This is a genomic window from Bifidobacterium goeldii (assembly GCF_003951095.1).
Classification (GTDB): domain Bacteria; phylum Actinomycetota; class Actinomycetes; order Actinomycetales; family Bifidobacteriaceae; genus Bifidobacterium; species Bifidobacterium goeldii.
In genome coordinates this window covers 688132-710271 of record NZ_QXGL01000001.1, presented here as the reverse complement: position 1 = coordinate 710271, position 22140 = coordinate 688132, and the positions used below count along the sequence as shown (strand labels likewise).

The following is a 22140-nucleotide window of genomic DNA, read 5'->3' as shown; positions in this document are numbered from 1 at the left end:
TGACGTCGTCTCAGGGGCTTTACGGATCCGCGAAGGCCGAGGCAGGGTCGCCTCGGGAGGGAGAGCACAATATGAAGCATGTAACCGGCACTAAGGTCACCGCCGCCGCACTCGCGGTGTTGATGGGCGTGGGCCTTGCGGCATGCGGGTCAAGCAGCGGAGCTAATGGGCCGGAAGGCACTGCAGACGATCCGGTTGAAATCAACGTGTGGGCATGGGAGCCTACCCTCAAGCAGGCAACTGCAGCCTTCGAAAAGGCAAATCCTGGCATCAAAGTCAAGCTCACTAACGTTGGCTCTGCAGTACAGACCATCACCTCCCTGACCAACGCGATTAATGCCGGCTCGGGCGCACCCGATGTAGCCCAGTTCGAATACCACGCGCTGCCGCAGTTCGCGCTCGCCGGTTCGCTCGCCGACATGAGCGACATGGGCGCCAAGGACTACGACGGCTTCTACACGCCCGGCACGTGGGCGCAGGTCAACAGCAACGGCGGTATTTACGGCCTGCCAATGGACTCCGGCCCCACCGCGCTGTTCTACAACAAAGAAGTCTTCGATGCTGCCGGCGTGACCGAGCCTCCCAAGACCTGGGATGAATATTATGAGGCCGCTAAGAAGATCAAGGCGCTCGGCGGCGGCCACTACATCACCGCCGACACCGGTTCTGAAGGCTCCTACACGATACTCGCCAGCCTGATTTGGGCTGCTGGTGGCCGCCCGTACGAGATCAAGGACGCCGAAAACGTCTCGATCACGCTCGCTAGCGACCCGGCTGTCAAGAAGGTCGCCGACTTCTGGCAAAAGATGATCGACGAGGACCTCATCAACACGAAGGTCAACTCCTGGTCCGACGACTGGAACCGCGGTCTCGGCGACGGCACTATTGCATCGCTCAACTACGGCGCGTGGATGAGCGCCAACCTGCTCACCAGCGCATCGCAGGCTTCCGGCAAGTTCCGTGTTGCTACGATCCCGCAGTGGGATGAATCCAAGCCATCTAATGGCGAGGCTGGCGGCTCCACGCTGGCGATTATGGCCTCCAGTGAGAAGCAGAAGGCTGCTTGGAAGTACATCGATTTCGTCAACCATGAGCGTGAAGGCATCGATGCGCGCGTTGACAACGGCTCGTTCCCTTCCGATCTGGAGACGCTCAAGTCCGAAAAGTTCCTTAACGGCTCCGACCAACTGACCGAGTATTTCGGTGGTCAGGAATACAACAAGGTGCTTGCTCAGGCGGCCAGCGAGGTGAGCGAAGGCTTCTCCTACATGCCGTTCAGCGCTCACGCGATGAGCATCTACGGCGACAACCTCGGCCCGGCTTACCGCAAGGAAGTCACGCTCAGCCAAGCCCTCGCCAACTTCCAGAAGGCACTCACTGAGTACGGCGAAAGCCAAGGCTTCACGGTAACCAACTGAGTGGCTACAACATCTGACGACATATAATTCCGGCCCGCAATCCGTGTGTGGATTGCGGGCCGTTTGACGCCGTAAGTGCGGCGATTGAGTTGCCGACAGTCGTTCGCAGGCCAACCGCTACTCGCGTACGAGCACGATCTTCTTCACATCGTCGCGCTTGGACTCGCGATACAGCACGAAGCGATTGCCGATCGTCTGCACGAGCTCAGCGCCGAGGCGTTCGGCAAGCTCCTCGCCAGCCTCCTTGGCGGTCAGGCCGGAACCGTCCTGCACGGCTACCTTGAGCAGCTCGTGCTTTTCGATGGTCTCATCCGCCTGCTTGACGGCGGCGTCGGTCAGATCGTTCTTGCCGATGAACAGCAGCGGCTTGAGCTGGTTTGCCAGTGCGCGCAGCTGCTTGGTCTGCTTCTTGGTCAGTGCCATGGGGCTCCTTCGTTCCTTCGTATCTCACCCGGTGCGTCTCGGGCGTGTGTAACAGCGTTCGCTATCTGTTGAGGATACCGGTTCGGGGCGATGAACGACCGGGATGCTGCAGGCGGCATGCGCAGAATCGTGCTGAATTGCCGCTGAATCTTTATCAGACTTCGTTCGCAACCGTTGTAATTCGGCGAAACGCGGTCTACTGTCTATGGCGGGGAAGAGAACAATGCGGCAAGATGCCACTAACAACGTTGACGCAATGTCAACACTGTGAACCTGATCCTCGGGGAGGCGGACCATGTACTACTCAAACGGTAATTATGAAGCATTTGCTCGTCCGAAGAAGCCGGCCGGTGTAGAGACGAAAAACGCGTACATTATCGGTACAGGACTCGCAGCACTCTCTGCTGCCTGCTACCTCGTGCGCGATGCACAAATGCCCGGCAAGAACATCCACATCTTCGAAAAGGACCCAGTCGCCGGTGGCGCATGCGACGGCGCGGAGATTCCAGGCCTCGGCTACGTAATGCGCGGCGGGCGCGAAATGGACAACCACTTCGAAGTGATGTGGGACCTGTTCCGCTCCATTCCGAGCATTGAAACGCCAGACGTTTCCGTACTTGACGAGTATTACTGGCTGAACAAAGAAGATCCCAACTATTCACTGTGCCGTGCCACTAAAGATCTCGGTCACGATGCTGAAACGAACGGCAAGTTTGGACTTTCTGACAAGGCTTCGCAAGAGATTATGAAGCTGTTCTTCACCCCCGACGAAGACCTGTATGACAAGCCGATTACCGACTTCTTCGACGACGAAGTGCTGAACTCCAACTTCTGGATGTACTGGCGCACGATGTTCGCCTTCGAAAACTGGCATTCTGCACTCGAAATGAAGCTGTACATCAAGCGCTACATTCACCACATTGGGGGACTCCCAGACTTCTCCGCACTGCGCTTTACTCGTTACAACCAGTACGAGTCAATGATCCTGCCGATGGTGAAGTATCTCGAAGCACACGGCGTGCAGTTCCACTACAACACCAAGGTTGAGAACGTTGCCTTCGCGATCGGTGGTGGAGACGGTCCCAAGCGCGAGCACACCGGCGTCGGTCAAGACACCATTCTCAAAATCCAAGCAACCTCCGGCGTCTTCAAGCGCAATCCATACTCCACGCCAACTAAGAAGCTTGCTGTACGCATCGACATCGACCATGAAGGCGAGAAGTCCTCAATCGACCTAACTGAGAACGATTTCGTATTCATTACCAACGGCGGTTGCGTCGAGAACTCTACGATGGGCTCGCAACACTCGCCAGCCCCGTGGAACCCGGATATTAAGCCCGGCGGCGGTTGGGATATGTGGCGTCGCATCGCCAAGCAAGATCCGAGCTTCGGCCACCCGGACACCTTCTGCTCCGACCCGCAAGCCACCAAGTGGATGAGCGCCACCGTCACCACGCTCGACAAGGAGATCCCGCCCTACATTCAGCGCATCTGCAAGCGCGACCCGTTCACCGGGCACGTCGTCACCGGCGGCATCGTCACCGTCACCGACTCCAACTGGCTGATGAGCTGGACACTCAACCGCCAACAGCAGTTCCGCGACCAGCCCAAGGACCAGCTGTGCGTATGGGTCTACGGCCTGTTCCCTGACAAGCCCGGCAACTACGTCAAGAAGCCGATGACCGAATGCACCGGCGAGGAAATCTGCGAAGAATGGCTCTACCACATGGGAGTGCCAACCGACAAAATCGAAGCGCTCGCCAAGAGCCACGCCAACACCGTGCCGGTGATGATGCCATACATCACCGCGTTCTTCATGCCGCGTGCCGCCGGTGACCGCCCGGACGTGGTGCCGGATGGTGCAGTTAACTTCGCGTTCCTCGGCCAGTTTGCTGAGACTCCTCGCGACACGATTTTCACCACCGAATACTCAATGCGTACCGGTATGGAAGCGGTGTACACGCTGCTCGACGTGGACCGCGGCGTGCCAGAAGTGTGGGGCAGCGTCTACGACGTACGCAACCTGCTCAACGCGACCGTCAAACTGCGCGACGGCAAGCCGGTGACGGATATGAAGCTCAACTTCGTGGAGCGCGCAGTGCTCGGCAAGGTGTTGAAGAAGCTCGACGGCACTGATATTGCCACGCTGCTGAAGGAGTATCACGTGATCTAATACTGCGCGCATGCCATGCGCAGAACTTCAGCTGAATTACAGTAGAACCATAACTGAACCATAGCTGCGCATGATCATGCAGCATTGCTGCCCACACCCCCATAGTGGTAGTGAGCAAGATAACAACGGCCGGAAGTCCTTACTTAGGGTGCCCGGCCGTTTGTATGTCTGCAATGGCGCGGAATACTGTCTGTCCGCTATGTGTGTTGATTTCTTGTACGTTACGACCGCAAGCGTATAGTTTTGAAGCGTAAGTGTTTCTTAGCAAAGGGGTTTCCCATGGGGCGTGCAGTTGGCATTGACCTCGGTACTACCTATTCCGCTGTCGCCATTATGGATGACGCGGGTGGAGCTACCATCCTACCGAATTCTGAGGGAGAGAACACGACTCCTTCAGTAGTATTCTTCTCCGAAACCGATGGCAAGGATGAGCCGGTCGTCGGTACGATGGCTAAGCACATGGCCGCTCAATCGCCGGACGATGTTGTCCAGTTTGTTAAGCGGCATATGGGCGATCCAAACTGGCGTTTTGATTCCACGTCGGGGCAGTCATACACCGCTGAAGAAGTCTCCGCAATCATTCTGAAGCGTCTCAAGCAGGATGCTGAACTCGCGTTGGGCGAGCCAGTTACCGATGCAGTAATCACCGTTCCTGCATACTTCGATGACGCACGCCGAACCGCCACTAAGCAAGCCGGCAAAATGGCTGGTTTCAACGTGATGCGAGTGCTGAACGAGCCTACCGCCGCAGCCATTTCCTAAGGTCTTGACGCGCAAACGCACGGTACCGTACTGGTTTACGATCTCGGTGGTGGCACTTTTGATGTGACCGTACTGCGCATCGAAAACCTGAACTTCGAAGTACTGGGTACTGATGGCGACCGTAACCTCGGCGGCTATGACTTCGACAATGAGCTGATGAAGCTCATTGCTGCCGACGTAGCACGCCAGGGCGGCGAAGGTCTGCTTGACGATTTTGTTGCCACTGCTGATCTGCGCGAAAAAGCCGAAATGGCCAAGCGCGCATTGAGCAATGTTGCCAAGACCAACGTGTTCATTACCTTCCAAGGCAAGAACTACAAGGTGACTGTGAGCCGCCAAGACTTTGAGAAGGCCACGGCATCGCTGCTCAACCGTACGCGTGACCTTGTTGAAGACGTGCTTGATGAGACGAACCTGACATGGGATGGCATTGATTACGTGCTGCTCATCGGTGGTTCTACGCGCATGCCAATGGTCCGTGAAATGGTTACGAAGATGTCTGGCAAGACGCCAGAAACCAACGTGAACCCTGATGAGGCTGTGGCACTTGGTGCTTCCATTCAGGCAGCTCTTGAGGTAGCGAACGGTGGCGGCACCTACGCTGTAGACGATCCGAGCGCTCCTGCAGCGCCAGCGGATCCATCTGCCGCACCTAGTGCAGGCACTGTGGTACCCGGCGTAGGCAAGGCTATTGTCATTCAGGATGTGACCTCGCAGGCACTGGGTACGCTCACCTATAATCCGGAAACGGATAAGCAGTCTAATGCTGTGGTGATTCCGCGCAACTCTAAGATTCCAGGATCGTATTCTGAAGACTTCTACACGGTTGCGGATAACCAGACTGAAATTCGTATCCAGGTGACGCAGGGTGACGATCCGGACCCGAACTTCGTAGTGATCTTGGGTGAAAGCACACTGCGTATTCCGCCGTACCCGGCTGAATCGCCAATTCGTGTGACCTACCACTACGACATCGATCAAACGGTGCAAATTGAAGTGACTGATTTGGTCAGCGGCCAGTCCTTGGGCATGTTCGAAATCGATCGTGCAGCCAACATGGATGACGCACAGGTTGCTGCCGCTACCGACAAGATCAGCCGTATGACCGTCGAGTAGTCAACCGCTTACAGACATTTCGCGCAATGATTGGCCGGATGAGTACAAGCAGACAAACTGCTGTATCCGGCCAATCTGCGCAATAACTCCGGCGCAGAACTTGCGTTAGAGCATCACCATAGGAGAAAAAGAGAGAAATTATGGCATTCGTGAACTACTACGAACTGCTTGGCATCGAGCAGAACGCGGATGAAGAGACCATCCGTAAAGCTATCCGCACTATGCGCAAGCGCTTCCGTCAGCTTGAAGGCTCGCCGGACCTTGACCAGCGCAGCATGGCAGAAAAGAAGACCGCGCAGATTTCTGAAGCGGAAAAGGTACTGCTTGACCCTGCCGCTCGTCAGCAGTATGACGCTAGCTTTGCACAGGCTTCTGCAGCTGCCGCAGCGCAGCAGGCTGCCGAGGCTGCCCAGCAGGGTCCGAGTGAAGATCCGCTCGACGACGTGCGCCGCTACTACCGCAACGGTGACATGCGCAACGCTGTCTACGCTGTTAAGGAAGCTACGCGAATCCAGCCGAACAACCCGGATGCTTGGTACATGCGTGCCAACATCGACGTTGAAATTCAGGATTACGGCGACGCAAACTTCTCCGCAAACCAGGCGCTCAAGTACGCGCCGAACGAGCCGAAGCTGTACGGTCTGATCGGTGAGATCGCTGACTCTGAGAAGCGCTACGCAGACGCCGAGCAGGCCTTCCGCCACGCTTCCTCACTGGACCCGCAGAACGGCTACTATGCAGGCCGTGTTGCGTGGGCGTTGATGGATCAGAAGAAGAATGAGGAATCGTTGAACCTCATTCGCCAGATTCATCAGGCATTCCCGAACGATGATTACGTTAAGCGCACGTACATCAACCTGCTGCTCATCGATATTTCGTGGAACCAGAGCAACAATGCTGACGGTACCGTGTTCTTCTACGCCAACACGAAGCAGGTTGAGCTCGGCAAGCAGCGTCTGGCTGAAATCGACTCCCTCGGCCCGATTGAGGATGAAGAACTGCGCCAGCGCGTCGCCCAGCACCATGCTGATCTGGCTGCTGCGTCCGCGCGCAAGTTCCGCTGGCCTGGCATTGGCTACCTCGCGATGTGCGTGATCGGTTGGTTCATTGGCCTGCTGATCATTGGCGGCTTGTTCAAGGCTGAATTCATCCAGATGATCCTCTTCCTGGCACTGACCGGCGGCATTGGCTACGGCGCATACCTGAAGATGTTCCCATTCGGTTGGGCTGTGAACAATGAGCTGGGTGGCACTGCCTCCCAGAACACGGGCCTGCACTGATCGGGGATAGGCTATGAGCGACGAAACATCACAGGACTCCCTTGCGCAGTTGGCGCAGGAAGTCGCAGGACTGCGCGATTTGTTCGTGCGCCGTCTCGCTGATGATAAGAACACGAAGCAGCTTGTTCAAGCGGTCAACGCGAGCCTTGTACGCCGCGATGACATTGACAAGTACAAAGTGTTTGCGTCAATGGCCAAGGAGCTACTGCTCGCTGTTGACCGTCTGCAAGCGAACGAGCCAAGCGCTGATCTCAACCAGTCCATTGCTGATGAGCTGATCACAGTGCTGTCACGCTACGGTCTTGAACAGATCGACACGGACGGAACAGTAGATCCGAAAGTGCATGAAATTGTTGGCATTGAACCGGTTACCGAAGGCGTGCAACCGGATTCTATCGTCAAAGTTCTGCGCACTGGCTACATGCTATCCGGCACAGTACTGCGCCCAGCGCAAGTAATCGTGGCGAAAAACAAGTAGCGAAATCAAGTAACTGCGGGTGATGCGTGTCAATGCCACCCGCAGTTTCGTACATTGTTGGTCATTGCGCAATGCAATCGAACGAACCTATACGCGAGTGAGAGGTTAATCATGGCTGCGGTAACGCTGGCGACGCTTCGCGAACGAATCGCCAAACAGTGCGAAGAGCTCAAACGGGTTCACGCCCAATATTTGGGTGCTCTCGAGTCGTGGAGCACTCGAGAAGCTCAAGCACAGGAAGCGCGCACGCGCAAAGCAAAAGCTGATGCAAAACGGCAGCTTATGGTGGCTAAAATCCGCGCGACAGATGCGATTACTTCAGCAGTAGCTGACGCTGCATCGCGTGCGAAATCACTGACTGAACCAAAAATTGATAATCCAGCGCTACGCGTCGCTGAATATGTCGAACTTGGACGTTTTCGTATCGATGGCCGCAAAGCTGATGTCAATGATGACATCAGCATGCCACTCATCGCTCCGCTGCTCGGTCACGGCAATATCGTAGTCACCGGCGACAATCCTCAAGCAGAAGGATTTGTTCGCGCCATTATCGCCACGGCAATCGAACATACAGAGCCTAATCAGCTGCAACTGGTTGCATACGATCCCTCATACCGTACGCCACTTGCCCCATTTTCTGCCCTTGCTCAAGAAGATCAGAACATGGTGCGTACCGTGCAAGCTGCCAGTGGCATGGGCGCGAATGGCTTGAATGGCATTATCGACGAATGCAGTGAAACCCTGCAGCGCGTCGGCAATATCTTGCAGGGCGCGGAAACCACGCTCGTGAGCTATCGTAAAAAAGTTGGTATGCCAGTCGAACAGTACACGCTGGTAACGCTGTACGATTACCCGGGCGAAATACGCGAAGAAGAACATCGCCGGCTCATGAAACTCATCGCCGAAGCGCCACGCTACGGTATTAGTTTCATCATTCGTATTGCCGACCCGACCAAGCTTCCTGAATGGTGCTCGCTGAGCGAGATTCAAACGCTCGGCACGAGCTTCGACCTCACTCATCGCACGCCAACATGGAATATTTCCAACACGTTCCCCATTGAATTGCGCACATTGAGTGCTACTGAAGCGGCACAGGTTGCAGCTAAGGTTGCCGAAAGCGCGCACAACTTGAGGCTGCCGATTGTTGACTTCAATGAGGTCCAACCCAAGCATGATTGGGGCATGTCTACCGCTAACGGCATTACGTTTGCGCTGGGCCGTGAAGGCATTGCGAACGCGGAAATCACGATCGGTGATGAGCGTTCGCAGAAGCACAATATTCTCGTTACTGGTGCTGTTGGTCAAGGTAAATCAAACCTGCTCAAGGTCATGATTTACAGCATGTGCTCGCGCTATTCGCCAGATGAGCTGGAACTCTATCTGCTTGACTTTAAGGATGGCGTCACGCTGGCACCGATGGCGCCGAGCCGCAATTCGCCAGCATTTTTGCCACAGGCACGTATCCTTGGCCTGCAAGCCGATCAAAACTTCGGTTTTGCAGTACTTGATTACATGCGTAAGGAAATTGAGCGTCGTTCACGCCTGTTTAAGCAGGTTGACGTCGATAATATCGCCAAATATCGTGCGAAGCGCCCCAACGAGCGTATGCCGCGTATTGTCGTGATTATCGATGAGTTCCAAATGCTGCTCAAGGGCGGCAATAGTGATCTTAACTCTGAGGCTGCAGCAAAGCTTGAAGAGGATGTGCGACTTGGCCGAGCATACGGCATCCATGTGATTCTCGCGTCGCAGACCATTACCGGTATTCAAGCGCTCGCCAACTCGGCAGATAACCTGTTTGGCCAGTTCCCGATCCGTATTGGTTTGAAAAACTCGCCTGAGCAAGCACAAGCCACATTCGTGCAAGGCAATCTTGCGGCAGCTCGACTGCACTATCGTGGTCAAGCTATTGTCAATTATGACTATGGTGCGCTCGATTCGAACCATACCATTATGGTGGCGATGGCCAAGGATGATCAGCTGAACAATTTGCAAGAGCAGTGGTATAAGCGGGTTAAGGATTCCACTACTGGGCCGATGGTGTTCGACGGTACGAAGCCTGCTGACCTGGCTAGCGATCTGATTGATCTTCAGCGTGATGGTCGACTTGGTGGCCGCGTTACGCGCGCATACTTGGGCCGCCCTGTTGCGGTGGATCCGAACCCGGTATCGTTCAAGATCGACGACGGTATGGGACGTCATATTGCGGTTATTGGCAATGGCGTATCGCCGAATGCGCTTGACGATGATCAAGACAACAACATGGGTATCGGTTTGCTTGAGGCGACTGGTTTGTCTCTGGCTGCTTCGTGCGTGCCTGGTAGTGCGAAATTCGTGATTATTGACTGCTTGATTGACCGTGACCGCGAATTCAACCATGTTGAAGAGTGGATACAAGCGATGAAAGACCTCGGCCACGATGTAGAGGTCGTGAAGAAGCGTGATGCGATTCGCTGGTTCGACAAGGCAGATCAGCTGCTTATGCAACATCGGGAGAGCGATCCGCCGATGTATGTGATGGTGTTTGCTATCGAACGCAGTGGTGACTTTGATCATAAGCCTATGCCACTGCCATTTGAGACTGCTACGGCACCAGTTGTTCCGGCTGCATCGTCAATGTTCCCGGATTCTGGTCTGAGTGTTGCTGCGAACAATCTCGACTTGAGCTGGGATGACAACATCAGCAGCCCGAGCAATGCGCCGAGCACTAATGGCGCAAGCAGCTCTGATCTTGGTGCGGGCAGCTCTGATCTTGGCTTTGGAAGCTCTGATTTGGGCTTTGGCAGCTCTGATCTTGGTGCGGGTAGCTCGGACCTGGGTGCGGGCAGTTCTGATCTGGGTATTGGCAGCTCGAATTTGACTGGCAGCAGCACCAATCCTGCTGGCAGCACTAACCTTGCTGGCAGCTCTAACCCTGCTGATACCACCAGCTCGGCGAGCAGTTCGCTGAATTCCAGCCTCAACGCTGGCATGAACGTGTACTCGAACGAGCCAACGCCAAGAGAGAAACTGTTCAAGCTGCTTTCTACTGGTTCAATGGTCAACATCCATATGTTTATTTGGTGGTCGAACGCCACTGGCTATGAGACGTTCATGCAGAACGGTTTGGGACCAACCGGCGCGTTTGATGGAAAGATTTTGCTCTATGGCACCCATGAACAAGCTATAAGGATTGACAGTCCTACTTCTGCATGGAATGGTGCGGAAAACCGTGCGCTCTACAAAGATGTCGAAGGAATGACTTCAGCAGCCATAATGATCCCTTATCAGCCATTAAACCCGCAGCAGTTGCGAGACCTGGTGAAGGAGCTACGTGATGCCCGTTAACAAAATCGTCTCGTATCAGAGGCTGGTAGAAAACATCAACGTTAAGCTTGAAGATGCTGTTCGTGTAAACGTTGAAGCCGAACAAAAAATGGCTCAGACGCTAAAACGACTCGATGCTGAAGCGCGCGCTCAACGCAAAGCAGTCGCGGAGCAAAGCGAACACGCAAAAGCGGATTACGGTAGGGTAGCGAGCTCGCTCGCGTCTGGACCGTATGCGGCGATGAACGTACGTATTCCTCCAGCTGTTCGACCCGTACCCTCAAATGCGGATCCGCAGGTGTTGGAAGCGCAACAGCATAATCTGATTGTGCAAATCAGATCAACCGCAGAAGCCTATCTTCACCAAAAGAAAGCTGAGGATGAGGCTGAAGCGCGCAGAAAGCAAGCTGAAGCAGAGGCTGCTGCTCGTGCGCGTGCTGCAGCTGCAGCTGCGCTGGCTCGACGCCGTGCAATGCTGAACCAGCCAAAGCCTGCGCCGGAACCGGTGAAGAAGAAGCCGAACGTTGCGCTGATTGTGGGCATTGTTGTTGGCGTGGTTGCTGTGATTGGAATCGCAGTAGCTGTGGCACTGATGATGTAACCGATATAGGTATTTTTATCCAAGTTTTATCCAATTCAATCGCAGATAGCCATACCCCAATGGGTATCAATACAAAGGAGAATGAACATGGCATCAACACTTGATCAACTGAGGCAGACAGTGCGCGCGCTGGCAGATAATTCCGACAAGATCGGCAATCAGCTGGCACCGTTCACGCACAAGTTCGCTCAAGAAAGCCAGAAGGTTATCGCCGCAATCGGTAACACTGCTACCGGTCAGGATAAGCAGATTGCACAGACTCTCGCTGCTGCTACCAAGTCGCTGGAACAGACCATTGCCGCACTGCGCCAGGTGAAGAAAACCGGCGACGAGTGGTCCGCAAGGGCGTAACGCACCCGTTCAGTGGATTCGTTGGTATCGCGCAGCGCACAGGACATGTGCTACTGCGCGATGCCTATATATGAGCGAAATACATGGCGTAAGGATGGTGATGAGCGATGAGTGACTACACGTATATGGCTCGAGATATCGCTCGCCAATTGCTTGAACTGCGCGGCAGAGTCAACCGTCATCGTTTTGAGATGCGAGCAGTAATCGGCGGCAGTGCCACTGGCTTAGACCAGCAGATTGATGGCGCATTGGACGAGGCTACGAAAGCTATTGACCAAGCTGTTGTCGCATTACAACAGACGTGAGTGTGAAACCGTTAAGTGAGACTGAATAAGCCGGATAATAGGGGGGAGACAGTGGATGAGTGAGTATACGGATACGTTGGATCTGAACAAGCTCAAAGAGCCGGCATACGTTTGGATCGGCAAGGAACTGCCACAGTTTTTACGCGATGAAGATGATAGTGCTATTCCTATGATCGTGGCAATAAATCGCTTGCATGATTTTCCACCGGATTTCAATGATGTAATCCAGTACATGGCCACGCCACGTGAAGAATCCGTACTGCTTGAATGGCTGAAAGGTCAGCAGGCTCCTGATGATTTTCTTCCCTGGATGATACAGGAGAAAGCAATTCTGAGAATTGATCCTGGAATGCATATACTCGATTCATTTGAAGGTGTGCATCTAGAGCCATATGGGTTCCGCGTTCCAGTAGAAGGACAGGAACAGCAGGAAAATCCCAAGCTCTCAAATGTTATATATTCATCGAATCCGAACAAGAAAACTCGGGAATTATCTCCAACGCTTATTGATCTGCTTTTTAGCCAGCCAAGGCTAGACGTACGTGCATCAATTCGACGTACTGCAGATCATTTGAATCGAGACTCCTTAGCAGTTGCTCACGAAGTAATCAAAACAATTGCGGATTTGTGTGCCAATGATTTCGCTTTTCTCATGTGGATGGAGTGACCATAATGCTGAATAATGCGCACAGCACTTATGCGGCCACGCAAAACAGTCCGCATAATCATAATCTGTTATTTAACTTATTTGATAGCGCTGACACTGCGTTAGATAATGCTTCTGATTTTATTGCTGACAAGTTTAGGGGAGCATCGTCGTTTTTATCAAAGTGCGATTACTACTGGGATGCTCAGATTATTCCAGCTGGATTGACAAAAACGTTTCAGGTTATGGGCAGCCTTTTTGACCCTGACGTTCTATCAGGCAAAAAGACACTCGATGTAGATCCTACAGATATTAGTGATACCAAATCCTTGCATGATCTTTTTCATGATAGTGAAGCGGTAGATAATATTCCTATCATTGGTGATGTTCTCAGTCAGCTCAAAGATCATGTGCCATCAGACCTTATTACAGCGGATTTCATCAAAGAATCAATTATCAGCAATGATGGTTTCCTCCACAAATGGGGTCTTCGTTTCATGGGATGGGGTATAGGTGTAGTAATTGGTGGGGCAGTAGTAGGCACTATTGTTGGACCAATGATTGCGGGTCTTCTTGGTATGGGACTGACTGTAGGTTTCAATGTGGTTGCGCGCAACAAAGAAGAACGGCAACAGCAGTCTGCAACGCAAAATACGGCACAGGCTACACAACAAAATACGCAGCCTAGTGCAGCATCTGGGACGGCTGCTCAGCAGCAAGCTGCTGCACAACTTGGTCCGAGTGTCGCTCGCATGAACACGTTGACTGGTCATGGTGACGGTACAAGCGTGGACGAGGAAAATGTGATGAGCGAGTTTGTAGACCGCTTACGACACGGTGGCTTAAGCGATGCGGAACGTGAAGGCGCCCGAGCGTATTTTGATGATGAGCAGCAGGGGCATGTTGGTCATTATCTTGCTGACAATATGGATGGACGACCGCTTGGTAACTTGCGCGGATACCGGTGGGCTATGGGATTAGCAGCTGCGCTGGGTGGCGCGGCAGCGGCTAAAATGTTGATGAATCATGGTGGGCCTGCAGGAGTTGCGAACGCGTTGGCAGATGGTGCGGCAGGTGCTGCAGCTGCTGCTGGGCCAGCAGTGTCTAGCGCCGCTTCTGCAGCAGCATCTGCTGCAGGCAGCGCAATGGGAGCCGTCGGCGGCAGTGTCTCTGTCATGGGTATTCGCGGTAACCTGCGCAGTATCGTTCAAGACATTATGGGCAATCGAAGCGTACTGCAAGAGAAAACACACCAGATTGAACAACTCAGCGCACAAATACGTCAAGCTATGCAAGGTACGAATGATACCAATATGCAAACAGCTTTTAGACAACTGGAGTTTGCGCGCCAGCGACTCGATTGGGCGAACAATATGATGTTGCAACAGTCGATGCAATACGCGCAAGAGTTCTCTGATCGCCTGTAAGGCACTACACAATGTGAAAGTGGCGGAATACCTCAAGGGAGATATTCCGCCACTACCAACTTGATCGCATGTGCCTTCGTTTATGCTTGCGGTTTGGCAGTATCGCCCAGCAATCCCTCGGTCACTGATTTAGCGATCGTGTAAAAACGCACATCTGGGATAGTGTTCTGCGGCATAGAGATCACCGCATGGCTGCGTTCCAGTGTGGTGGTTGGATTACCGTTGGTCGAAGCACGATCGCTGAAAATCGCCGATGCGACAGTATCATCCACTGCACCAAAGCAGATACGCATTTGGCAAGCATCCACCAGCGATTTCGGCAAGCTTGCCTGGCCTGGCTGTTGCGTTGACAACACGACGATGACACCAGCTTGACGACCGCGTTCAATAATCTGCAACAGCAGTTGCTGAATCGTCTCGATTGCCTCACGGTCCTCGCTGGAAACAGAGCCACTGCTCGAATCCAAGTTGAACAAACTACCGCATTCGTGAATAAACAGCATCAGCGGCTTCAACCGACGCTCAGCATTCATCGCCCAATAGTCACCGTTAGGCTGCAAACGCCTGACTAGGAACGAACGCGAATCAACTAAGCGTTTCACATCTTGCACTTCTTTTAACAGTGCATCAAGACCTTGCGAACGGTGAATCAGCGTTGCGAACGCAGGCTGGTATGTGTCCAAGTACGCACTGTCTTTACAGTCAATAAATCGCATGAACACGCCCGCACGCTTAGCGAGCAACGTGGCCATAAACATCATGCCCGTCACTTCGCCCATGCCAGACGTGCCAGCAGCAACAACGCCAGAAACACCACTGAGCGAGAGCGACACTGGCTTCATATTCGGGTCAAGACCGCACTCGTAGCTCAACGTAGCAGCATCAAGCGGCGGCTCATGGTCAAGCGAATACGGGTTTGCAGCCTTTGCACGAGCCTTGGGCTTTGCTGAGCCTGACGAGGCAGTACGCGACTGACCATCCGGGCGAGCAAAAGGATCTTTGTGAGCGGCTGTTGAGCGAGACGATGATCGGCTTGCCGATGCGCGCGCACTACCGGATGCGCGCGATGCTGCCTGAGGCTCAGGCTTCGGCATCTTCGACGGTGGCACCCAATCATCGTCATCATCAATATCATCAGCACCCCAACCCGTCGGCAATGAGGATGCATGCGAGCTGCCAAACGGTTGACTGTTTGAAGACGCAGAAGATCGTGACGAATCTGATGCAGTAGACGAGCTGGTTCGTGACCGCGAAGATGTACGCGGCTTATCGTCGGTGCTCGTTGCGCTCGCGCTCGCGCTCGCAGAAGCACTCGAGCGCGAGGAGCCACTTGACGAGCTTGACGACGATTCGCTGCTACTCTTACGCGGTTTCGATTCACTGCGGCTACTGGAAGAGCGCTCACTACTACTGCGCGAACCAGCTTTGCTTGACGAGCCTTTGCCGCTGTTTTTACTACTTTTACCGCTACCGCTTTTACCGTGAGAACCGCCCTCGTTGAGCTGATCAATATCGCGATCATCATCAAACGTTGGCTTCGGCCACGCGCTCTCGTTTACTGGTGCTGTAGGCGAGATAGGGGAGCACGTGTAATGCTTCACCATGGAAGCAAGAAAGCCCTCAAGCGGTGTACGCCGCACAAAACCCTGATTAGGGGGCAGCATACGGTTCACAATGCTTTTGAACGCGGAATATGAATATGCGGGAATACCACCTGGCCACGTAATATCAGGATCCAATGTCGCTTCGCCAGATTCACCCGGTACCAGCACCACAAACGTGTCAATAGTTAATCCCGGGCAGCGAGGGCCGAGATAATCATTGAGATTATTGCGCGCCCAATTCATATTCACTGAGAAAATATAGGGGTTTTGCGCCACTACGCGCGCCGCTGGATATACGCAGAACATAGCCTTATCGGGAATAAGCGTGTGATAAGCAAGACCAGCACGATAATTCTTCACATCGATAAGCAACAGATGATTATCAATCAACAGCGCGCAGTCAACATCGGCGCCGCTGGAATCACGCTCACCATCCTCAGTGGGGCGAGCCATCGACCAAAACGAAACGCAACGGTCAAGAATGCCATCACGGCTGAGCAGTTTGGCAAAAATCTGCTCGCCAGCAGTACCAGAGCGCACCTGCTCCTGACCAAAATCACTGTCACTCAAGCCTGAGCCAGGCTTGCCATAAATACGACGACCATGAATAGGCAGATGCTTAATCGCACTAAACTTCTTACGCTGCTCAGGGGTGACACGTGGCACTAGCGAATTATCAATTTGTGGAACAAACGAATTGCCTTGCACCGTTTGCAACTGATAACGCTGAATTGCCGCCGGCCAAGCGTTGCCAATCTCTTCCTCCGTAGCGCGTTTAATAAAACGCGGTCCAGCACCAGACGAAGAGCGATGAGGAATCGGTGTGTTTGATGCCGCACCGAACGGTGTAGAAGATTGCCCACCAAACGGAGCACTGCCAGTAGACTGCCAAGGAGCCGGAGCTGTATTAGCGCTACCATACACAGGCGGTTGCGGCGCAAACGGATTATTCGAAGGCTGTTGAGGCCCCTGCGTATCGCCATTCAAAAAATCGAATAAACCCATTTTCGCTCCTCTCGAGGCAACATCCTTTTTAGAATACCGCGAGGGCAGCTATGCGGCGGGCGGGTTTCCGGAGCGTAAACCCCGCAAACCCGCCCGTGATAGTCGATTAGAAATCGAAATTGTCTGGATCAGCACCGTTGCGCTTGCCAGTGTTCAGCGCGCTCACCGCCGCCATATCTGCGTCAGACAATACGAAATCAAACACGTCAAAGTTCTGACGGATACGCTCGGCATGCGTGGACTTCGGCAGCACGATCACACCGCGCTGAATATGCCAGCGAATCACCACCTGCGCCGGCGACTTGCCGTACTTCGCACCGATCTTAGCCAACGTCGGGTCGGATAGCAGGTTGCCGCCGGTACCACCCAGCGGGCTCCACGCTTCAGTGGCAATGCCCTTGGTGGCAAGAAAATCGATAAGCTCCTGATTGTCGAACTGCGGCGACGATTCGATCTGATCGACCGCCGGCGTCACATCACTGTTCTTCGACAGCTCTTCAATGTGATGCTGCTGGAAGTTGCTTACACCGATTGCCTTCGCGCGTCCGGAAGCGTAGATCTCCTGCAGATCATCCCACGCCTGCTGCCAGCCGTCCGCAGGCCAGTGAATCAGATACAAGTCCACATAGTCAACGCCGAGACGCTCCAGACTCTCCTCGAATGCAGCCTTGCCACGGCGGGCACGGATGTCGTCGTTCCACAGCTTCGTTGTGAGGAACATATCACCGCGCGGCACGCCGGAACGGCGAATGCCCTCGCCTACGGAACGTTCGTTGCCGTAGATCATCGCCGTGTCCACGTGACGGTAGCCGGCTGTAAGCGCCGCCTCGACCGCGTTCGCTGTTGTTTCGCCATCTGGCGTTTGAAACACGCCCAAACCCACTTGCGGAATTACCGTGCCGTTGTTGAGCATGATCGTCGATTGAATCGCCATGAACCCTCCGTTCATCAATTACGCCGCGCCACCATTGCGAGCGCGCAGTATTGCACTGGTCTTCGTCGCACGACATTCTACGGAACTGCCGCCGATCATTTGCGCTCTCGGCGCAGCGGCGGGGGAGTGGCCGCGCGGTGCGGGTATGAAATGGTCGCCGACGAACACGCATCATGCACCTACCATAAATGTCATGAGCAAGGGTGATATGCGCAACGATATGATCACGGCGGACGAGAGCATGCACGGCGCGCGCTATGCTGCGGTGTTCGACTCGGGTACGACGGCGCTTAAAGGTGCGTTAGTGAACGACAGTGGTCGTATCGTTGCTTCGGCAAGCGGCGATCTTGACTTGATCGTTGACGATGGCGTGCGCGAACAGGATCCGCATCAATGGTGGCGAGTGATGTGCGAGGTCGCGCAAGCGATGCTGCACAATGCGGCGCACGACGATCCTGATTTCGACACGACGCGCATCGCCGGCATCATTTTCAGCGGGCAAATGCAGGACGTCATCGCGCTCGATACCGATCTCAACCCGGTCCGCAACGCCATCCTGTACTCCGACGGTCGCGCCGAAATACAAGCTCGTGCGCTCGCAGACGCATATGCTGGCGGACACGAACGTTTTCTTGACGTCGTTGGTAATCGACTGGAAGGCTGCTTGCCACTACCAAAGCTCATGTGGATGCGCGATAAGGAACCAGACACCTTTGCGCAGGTTGCGCATGTGCTGATTAGTTCCAAGGACTATCTCATTGCGCGCCTAACAGGCGTGTGCGTTGGCGACGTGGCCGCCTGCTCTACCGCAGGTGCGATGAACATTCATACCGAGCAGTGGGATGAAGAACTGTGCACGGCTGCTGGCATCGATGTTGCGCTGTTGCCTGAACTGCACAAGCCTCAGGACGTTGTTGGCTCGGTGACTGCTACTGCGGCTGCAGTGACCGGATTCGCGGCAGGCACGGCCATATACGCTGGCATCGGCGACGCGGGCGCCACCACGTTCGCTAGCGGAGTCAGCCGGCCCGGCCAATACAATATCAACCTCGGTACCTCCGGTTGGATCGCCACTGTCTCGCCCGAACCGTTCGTAAACAAGCCGGGAGCGGCGAATCTCGCGTTTGGCGTCGCTAACGGATTCGTCAACGCCGTACCATTCCTCAATGCCGGCGACGTGCACCGTTGGGCGACCGGACTGTTTGCAGACGGCGACTATACACGTGCGCATGAGCTCATCACAGCGTCTGAACCCGGCGCCAATGGTGTGCTCTGCCTACCATATTTAGTGGGAGAGCGGTTCCCGGTAATGAACCCGACAGTACGCGGCGCATTCGTAGGACTTTCGCCTGCTGCAAGCTGTGCTGATATGCTGCGGGCTGCGCTCGAAGGCGTCGCGTTCTCCATCCGTCAAGGCATGGAAAGCTTCGATGAGCCACCAACTTCGATTTCGCTCATCGGCGGTGGTGCACGCGAAGCTGCATGGTGTCAAATCCTGGCTGATATGCTGCATCACTCAGTCGAGGTATTCGCTAACGCTGACATCCTGCCTGCTGTCGCGCTCGCCTCGCTAGTCTTCGATCGCCCTGATCTGGTCGCCGCTGTACGTGAAAGCACCGTCTACCAGCCTGAGCCATCCGCCATGCGCGCCTACGACACCCTCTACCCCCGTTTCGTCGCTCTCTACCCGTCACTCGCTGCTCTGAAGTGAGCTCACACCAATCGATCGTATGAAACCCGACTTGGAAACGATGCAGATAAGATGGAGCCATGACAGCGGCAATAATTCCGGCGAGCCGGCATGATAGTGGACGAGAGGAACGTGTTCCCTCTCCATCCGATATCGCTACGCTTGCGCGGCCGTTTGCGCGTCAATATGGAATTGACGAACTGTATTTGTTTGGTTCTATGGCTAGCGGTGAGGCCAATGCCGATTCTGACATTGACTTCATTTATGCCACTTCTCATGACGATATGCGTGCACGTAGAGTGGCGAATTTCAGAAGTGCCTTAAGGGATGCGTTTGGTCGCGATATCGATCTGGTGGATGCTGATTACATCACGCAGTCGGAGAAGAAACCGTATGATGAGATGATCCGTTTGCTATTTGTACGTAATGTGACGTCCAAACCAATTTTGCGTATTTTGCCGACCGATGACGAGGAGCAGGTATGAGCGGTTCGCACTCCGAAATGGATCCTCAGAGGGATCTGATTCACCTGCTGCAGATTCGGCACGAACTTGAGCTGGCATTATCGTTTCTCCATGGGGTCACGATTGAACAGTTCGAAGAGGATGAACTTCGTCAGCATGCAGTATCCATGGCGGTTGCTCAAGTCGGTGAGCATGTTAAGAAACTGTCGAAACAGTTTGTCTCATCCCAGCCGGAGGTTGCTTGGAAAGCCATCGCCGGTACTCGTGACTGGATCGTTCACGACTACGGCAACCTTGATTTCGAGGAAGTGTACCGTTCGGTAACCGGTGAAGGCCCGGATATTATTGGTCTTGTCACGCGGGCGATCGAGCTCATCGGCATTCCGGATACGGCGATAGGAACTTCCGGTGCGCAGGCTTTACGGGATGCGCCACTTATCTAGCTGCGAGACATATATTTGAGTGCTTTATTCGCATATCTGACGCAGATCGAGGCTGAAGAGCGCTGAAATACGCCCGGTATCTCACGATTTGGGTGAAAACGGACATGGGACGGCGGTTCGTGATGCTGCGTTGTTACGATGAGGGATTATGAGCGAAAACATCATGCGAATCATCGACCTTCGTGGCAAGAACCTATCCCGTGCTGAACTGCTGGCCGCGATGCCGCGCGCTGCAATGGGCACTTCCGAGGCGACCGATCTGGTGCGCCCGATTTTGAACGATGTGAAGGAGCGCGGCGCTGCATCCCTGCGTGACTTCGAGGAGAAGTTCGATCATGTGCGCCCCGAGCATTTGCGTGTGCCTGAAGAGGAGATCGAAGCTGCACTGACTACGCTCGATCCTGAAGTGCGTGCTGCTATTGAAGAATCCGTGCGCCGTGCCCGCGCTGTTGCTGCGAGCCAGGTGCCGAAGGACTTCCACACGGATCTTGCGCCTGGCGCTCGCGTTGCTGAACGTTGGATTCCGATTCAGCGCGTCGGCCTGTATGTGCCTGGCGGCAAGGCCGTTTACCCGAGCTCGGTCATCATGAACGCTGTGCCCGCGCAGGCTGCTGGTGTCGAATCGCTCGCCATCGCCACCCCGCCGGCTCGCGATAATGACAAGGGCTTGCCGAACAAGACGATCCTCGCTACCTGCGCCATCCTCGGTGTCAAGGAAGTGTACGCGGTCGGCGGCGCACAGGCCATCGCCATGTTTGCGTACGGTGCCAAGGGCTCCGAGCCGCAGGATGGCGACGTGCTGTGCGATCCAGTTGACAAGATCACCGGTCCGGGCAACATTTTCGTAGCCACTGCTAAGTCGCTCGTGTCGGCTTTTGTGGGCATTGACGCAGTCGCCGGCCCGACTGAAATCGGCATCATTGCTGATAAGGACGCTAATCCAAGCTTCCTCGCCGCTGATCTGATCGGTCAAGCTGAGCATGACGAGCTCGCCGGCTCCGTGCTGTTCACTGATTCTCCTGAGCTTGCTGACAAGGTGCAGGAGAATCTCAACTACCGCGTGCCGCGCACTGAACATGCTGAGCGCGTGCACACGTCCCTGTCCGGTACGCAGTCTGCGATTGTGCTGACCGACGGCCTCGACCAGTCGATCGACGCAGCCAACGCGTACGCTGCCGAACACCTCGAAATCCAGACCAAGGATGCCGATGAGGTCGTCAAGCGTATTAAGAACGCAGGCGCCATCTTCCGCGGGCCCTACTCGCCGGTGCCGCTGGGTGACTACATGTCTGGCTCCAACCACGTGCTGCCCACCGGTGGTACCGCTCGCTTCGCCGCAGGCCTAGGAGTCCACACCTTTATGAAGCCTGTCGAAGTTATCGAATACGACGAGGAAGGCTTGAAGGCACTCGCTGCACGTATCAACGCCTTCGCCGTGTCCGAAGACCTGCCGGCTCATGGCGAATGCGTCCTGTCCCGTTTCGTCAAGGACCCATACGACAAGGCCACACTGCGCGAACAGGAAAAGGAAGCTGGCCTGCGCTAAAAGGGCATATGCCAATGAGCTCAGCTCCCCTTGTCAGGGGAGCTGTCAGCCGTAGGCTGACTGAGGGGTAGTCGGACGTTGTGAAACGTTCTGGAGCGGTGACGCTCCCCCAGTCAGCTTCGCTGACAGCCCCCTCAGCCGAGGGGGCCAAGAAACGGAACTGGGGGA

At 54.7% G+C, this 22140-nt stretch carries 17 protein-coding genes and 1 pseudogene; 15 read left to right on the top strand and 3 right to left on the bottom strand.

Annotation, left to right across the window (positions count from 1 at the left end):
• Nucleotides 1-71: 71 nt before the first annotated feature.
• Complete coding sequence (locus D2E25_RS03115) at nucleotides 72-1418, top strand: ABC transporter substrate-binding protein (protein ID WP_125979531.1); 1347 nt, start codon at nucleotides 72-74, stop codon at nucleotides 1416-1418.
• 117 nt (nucleotides 1419-1535) lie between these two features.
• On the opposite strand, the gene D2E25_RS03110 is transcribed toward D2E25_RS03115, so the two are convergent.
• Nucleotides 1536-1841: a YhbY family RNA-binding protein gene (locus D2E25_RS03110; protein WP_125979530.1), complete on the bottom strand. Its 306-nt coding sequence runs from the start codon at nucleotides 1839-1841 to the stop codon at nucleotides 1536-1538.
• A gap of 295 nt (nucleotides 1842-2136) precedes the next feature.
• On the opposite strand from D2E25_RS03110, the gene D2E25_RS03105 reads away from it, so the two are divergent.
• The 10 genes and pseudogenes from D2E25_RS03105 to D2E25_RS03060 all read left to right on the top strand — a co-directional run bounded on the left by D2E25_RS03105 (nucleotide 2137) and on the right by D2E25_RS03060 (nucleotide 14286).
• Complete coding sequence (locus D2E25_RS03105; RefSeq protein ID WP_125979529.1) at nucleotides 2137-4014, top strand: oleate hydratase; 1878 nt, start codon at nucleotides 2137-2139, stop codon at nucleotides 4012-4014.
• A 279-nt stretch (nucleotides 4015-4293) separates the two neighbouring features.
• Nucleotides 4294-5892: pseudogene (locus D2E25_RS03100) on the top strand (Hsp70 family protein).
• A gap of 140 nt (nucleotides 5893-6032) precedes the next feature.
• Nucleotides 6033-7172, top strand: a complete 1140-nt coding sequence (locus D2E25_RS03095) for a DnaJ domain-containing protein (protein ID WP_125979528.1) — start codon at nucleotides 6033-6035, stop codon at nucleotides 7170-7172.
• 13 nt (nucleotides 7173-7185) lie between these two features.
• Nucleotides 7186-7650: a nucleotide exchange factor GrpE gene (locus tag D2E25_RS03090; protein WP_125979527.1), complete on the top strand. Its 465-nt coding sequence runs from the start codon at nucleotides 7186-7188 to the stop codon at nucleotides 7648-7650.
• A 111-nt stretch (nucleotides 7651-7761) separates the two neighbouring features.
• Nucleotides 7762-10977 carry an FtsK/SpoIIIE domain-containing protein gene (locus D2E25_RS03085; protein ID WP_125979526.1) on the top strand — a complete coding sequence of 1072 codons (3216 nt, stop codon included), beginning with the start codon at nucleotides 7762-7764 and terminating at the stop codon, nucleotides 10975-10977.
• Nucleotides 10967-11557, top strand: coding sequence for a hypothetical protein (locus tag D2E25_RS03080; protein ID WP_125979525.1), 591 nt, complete (start codon nucleotides 10967-10969; stop codon nucleotides 11555-11557). The genes D2E25_RS03085 and D2E25_RS03080 overlap by 11 nt, the downstream gene beginning before the upstream one ends.
• Before the next feature lie 87 nt (nucleotides 11558-11644).
• A complete protein-coding gene (locus tag D2E25_RS03075; RefSeq protein WP_125979524.1) occupies nucleotides 11645-11908 on the top strand; it encodes a hypothetical protein in 264 nt (87 codons plus the stop codon).
• A gap of 107 nt (nucleotides 11909-12015) precedes the next feature.
• Nucleotides 12016-12213, top strand: a complete 198-nt coding sequence (locus tag D2E25_RS03070) for a hypothetical protein (protein WP_125979523.1) — start codon at nucleotides 12016-12018, stop codon at nucleotides 12211-12213.
• A 55-nt stretch (nucleotides 12214-12268) separates the two neighbouring features.
• Nucleotides 12269-12880, top strand: coding sequence for a hypothetical protein (locus tag D2E25_RS03065; RefSeq protein WP_125979522.1), 612 nt, complete (start codon nucleotides 12269-12271; stop codon nucleotides 12878-12880).
• A gap of 5 nt (nucleotides 12881-12885) precedes the next feature.
• Nucleotides 12886-14286, top strand: coding sequence for a hypothetical protein (locus D2E25_RS03060; protein ID WP_125979521.1), 1401 nt, complete (start codon nucleotides 12886-12888; stop codon nucleotides 14284-14286).
• An 80-nt stretch (nucleotides 14287-14366) separates the two neighbouring features.
• On the opposite strand, the gene D2E25_RS03055 is transcribed toward D2E25_RS03060, so the two are convergent.
• Together D2E25_RS03055 and D2E25_RS03050 are read right to left on the bottom strand one after the other, a co-directional pair.
• A complete protein-coding gene (locus D2E25_RS03055) occupies nucleotides 14367-16895 on the bottom strand; it encodes an ATP-binding protein (protein WP_125979520.1) in 2529 nt (842 codons plus the stop codon).
• A 106-nt stretch (nucleotides 16896-17001) separates the two neighbouring features.
• Entirely contained in the window at nucleotides 17002-17829 is an 828-nt protein-coding gene (locus D2E25_RS03050) for an aldo/keto reductase (RefSeq protein WP_125979519.1), read from the bottom strand.
• 241 nt (nucleotides 17830-18070) lie between these two features.
• Between D2E25_RS03050 and D2E25_RS03045 the strand changes: the two genes are divergently transcribed.
• From D2E25_RS03045 to hisD, 4 genes are all read left to right on the top strand, one after another.
• Nucleotides 18071-19540 carry a xylulokinase gene (locus tag D2E25_RS03045; RefSeq protein WP_125979891.1) on the top strand — a complete coding sequence of 490 codons (1470 nt, stop codon included), beginning with the start codon at nucleotides 18071-18073 and terminating at the stop codon, nucleotides 19538-19540.
• 59 nt (nucleotides 19541-19599) lie between these two features.
• Nucleotides 19600-20004, top strand: a complete 405-nt coding sequence (locus tag D2E25_RS03040) for a nucleotidyltransferase family protein (protein WP_125979518.1) — start codon at nucleotides 19600-19602, stop codon at nucleotides 20002-20004.
• Nucleotides 20001-20426: a HepT-like ribonuclease domain-containing protein gene (locus D2E25_RS03035; RefSeq protein WP_125979517.1), complete on the top strand. Its 426-nt coding sequence runs from the start codon at nucleotides 20001-20003 to the stop codon at nucleotides 20424-20426. Before D2E25_RS03040 ends, D2E25_RS03035 begins: the two co-directional genes overlap by 4 nt.
• Nucleotides 20427-20574: 148 nt before the next feature.
• The gene (gene hisD, locus D2E25_RS03030; protein ID WP_164514679.1) at nucleotides 20575-21972 is read left to right on the top strand and encodes a histidinol dehydrogenase; all 1398 of its coding nucleotides are present in this window, start codon (nucleotides 20575-20577) and stop codon (nucleotides 21970-21972) included.
• The last annotated feature ends 168 nt before the right edge of the window (nucleotides 21973-22140 follow it).

Coding starts and splice junctions, on each gene's coding strand:
- D2E25_RS03115 (WP_125979531.1), top strand. CDS start 72: ATGAAGCATGTAACCGGCACTAAGGTCACCGCCGCCGCACTCGCGGTG.
- D2E25_RS03110 (WP_125979530.1), bottom strand. CDS start 1,841: ATGGCACTGACCAAGAAGCAGACCAAGCAGCTGCGCGCACTGGCAAAC.
- D2E25_RS03105 (WP_125979529.1), top strand. CDS start 2,137: ATGTACTACTCAAACGGTAATTATGAAGCATTTGCTCGTCCGAAGAAG.
- D2E25_RS03095 (WP_125979528.1), top strand. CDS start 6,033: ATGGCATTCGTGAACTACTACGAACTGCTTGGCATCGAGCAGAACGCG.
- D2E25_RS03090 (WP_125979527.1), top strand. CDS start 7,186: ATGAGCGACGAAACATCACAGGACTCCCTTGCGCAGTTGGCGCAGGAA.
- D2E25_RS03085 (WP_125979526.1), top strand. CDS start 7,762: ATGGCTGCGGTAACGCTGGCGACGCTTCGCGAACGAATCGCCAAACAG.
- D2E25_RS03080 (WP_125979525.1), top strand. CDS start 10,967: ATGCCCGTTAACAAAATCGTCTCGTATCAGAGGCTGGTAGAAAACATC.
- D2E25_RS03075 (WP_125979524.1), top strand. CDS start 11,645: ATGGCATCAACACTTGATCAACTGAGGCAGACAGTGCGCGCGCTGGCA.
- D2E25_RS03070 (WP_125979523.1), top strand. CDS start 12,016: ATGAGTGACTACACGTATATGGCTCGAGATATCGCTCGCCAATTGCTT.
- D2E25_RS03065 (WP_125979522.1), top strand. CDS start 12,269: ATGAGTGAGTATACGGATACGTTGGATCTGAACAAGCTCAAAGAGCCG.
- D2E25_RS03060 (WP_125979521.1), top strand. CDS start 12,886: ATGCTGAATAATGCGCACAGCACTTATGCGGCCACGCAAAACAGTCCG.
- D2E25_RS03055 (WP_125979520.1), bottom strand. CDS start 16,895: ATGGGTTTATTCGATTTTTTGAATGGCGATACGCAGGGGCCTCAACAG.
- D2E25_RS03050 (WP_125979519.1), bottom strand. CDS start 17,829: ATGGCGATTCAATCGACGATCATGCTCAACAACGGCACGGTAATTCCG.
- D2E25_RS03045 (WP_125979891.1), top strand. CDS start 18,071: ATGCACGGCGCGCGCTATGCTGCGGTGTTCGACTCGGGTACGACGGCG.
- D2E25_RS03040 (WP_125979518.1), top strand. CDS start 19,600: ATGACAGCGGCAATAATTCCGGCGAGCCGGCATGATAGTGGACGAGAG.
- D2E25_RS03035 (WP_125979517.1), top strand. CDS start 20,001: ATGAGCGGTTCGCACTCCGAAATGGATCCTCAGAGGGATCTGATTCAC.
- hisD (WP_164514679.1), top strand. CDS start 20,575: ATGAGCGAAAACATCATGCGAATCATCGACCTTCGTGGCAAGAACCTA.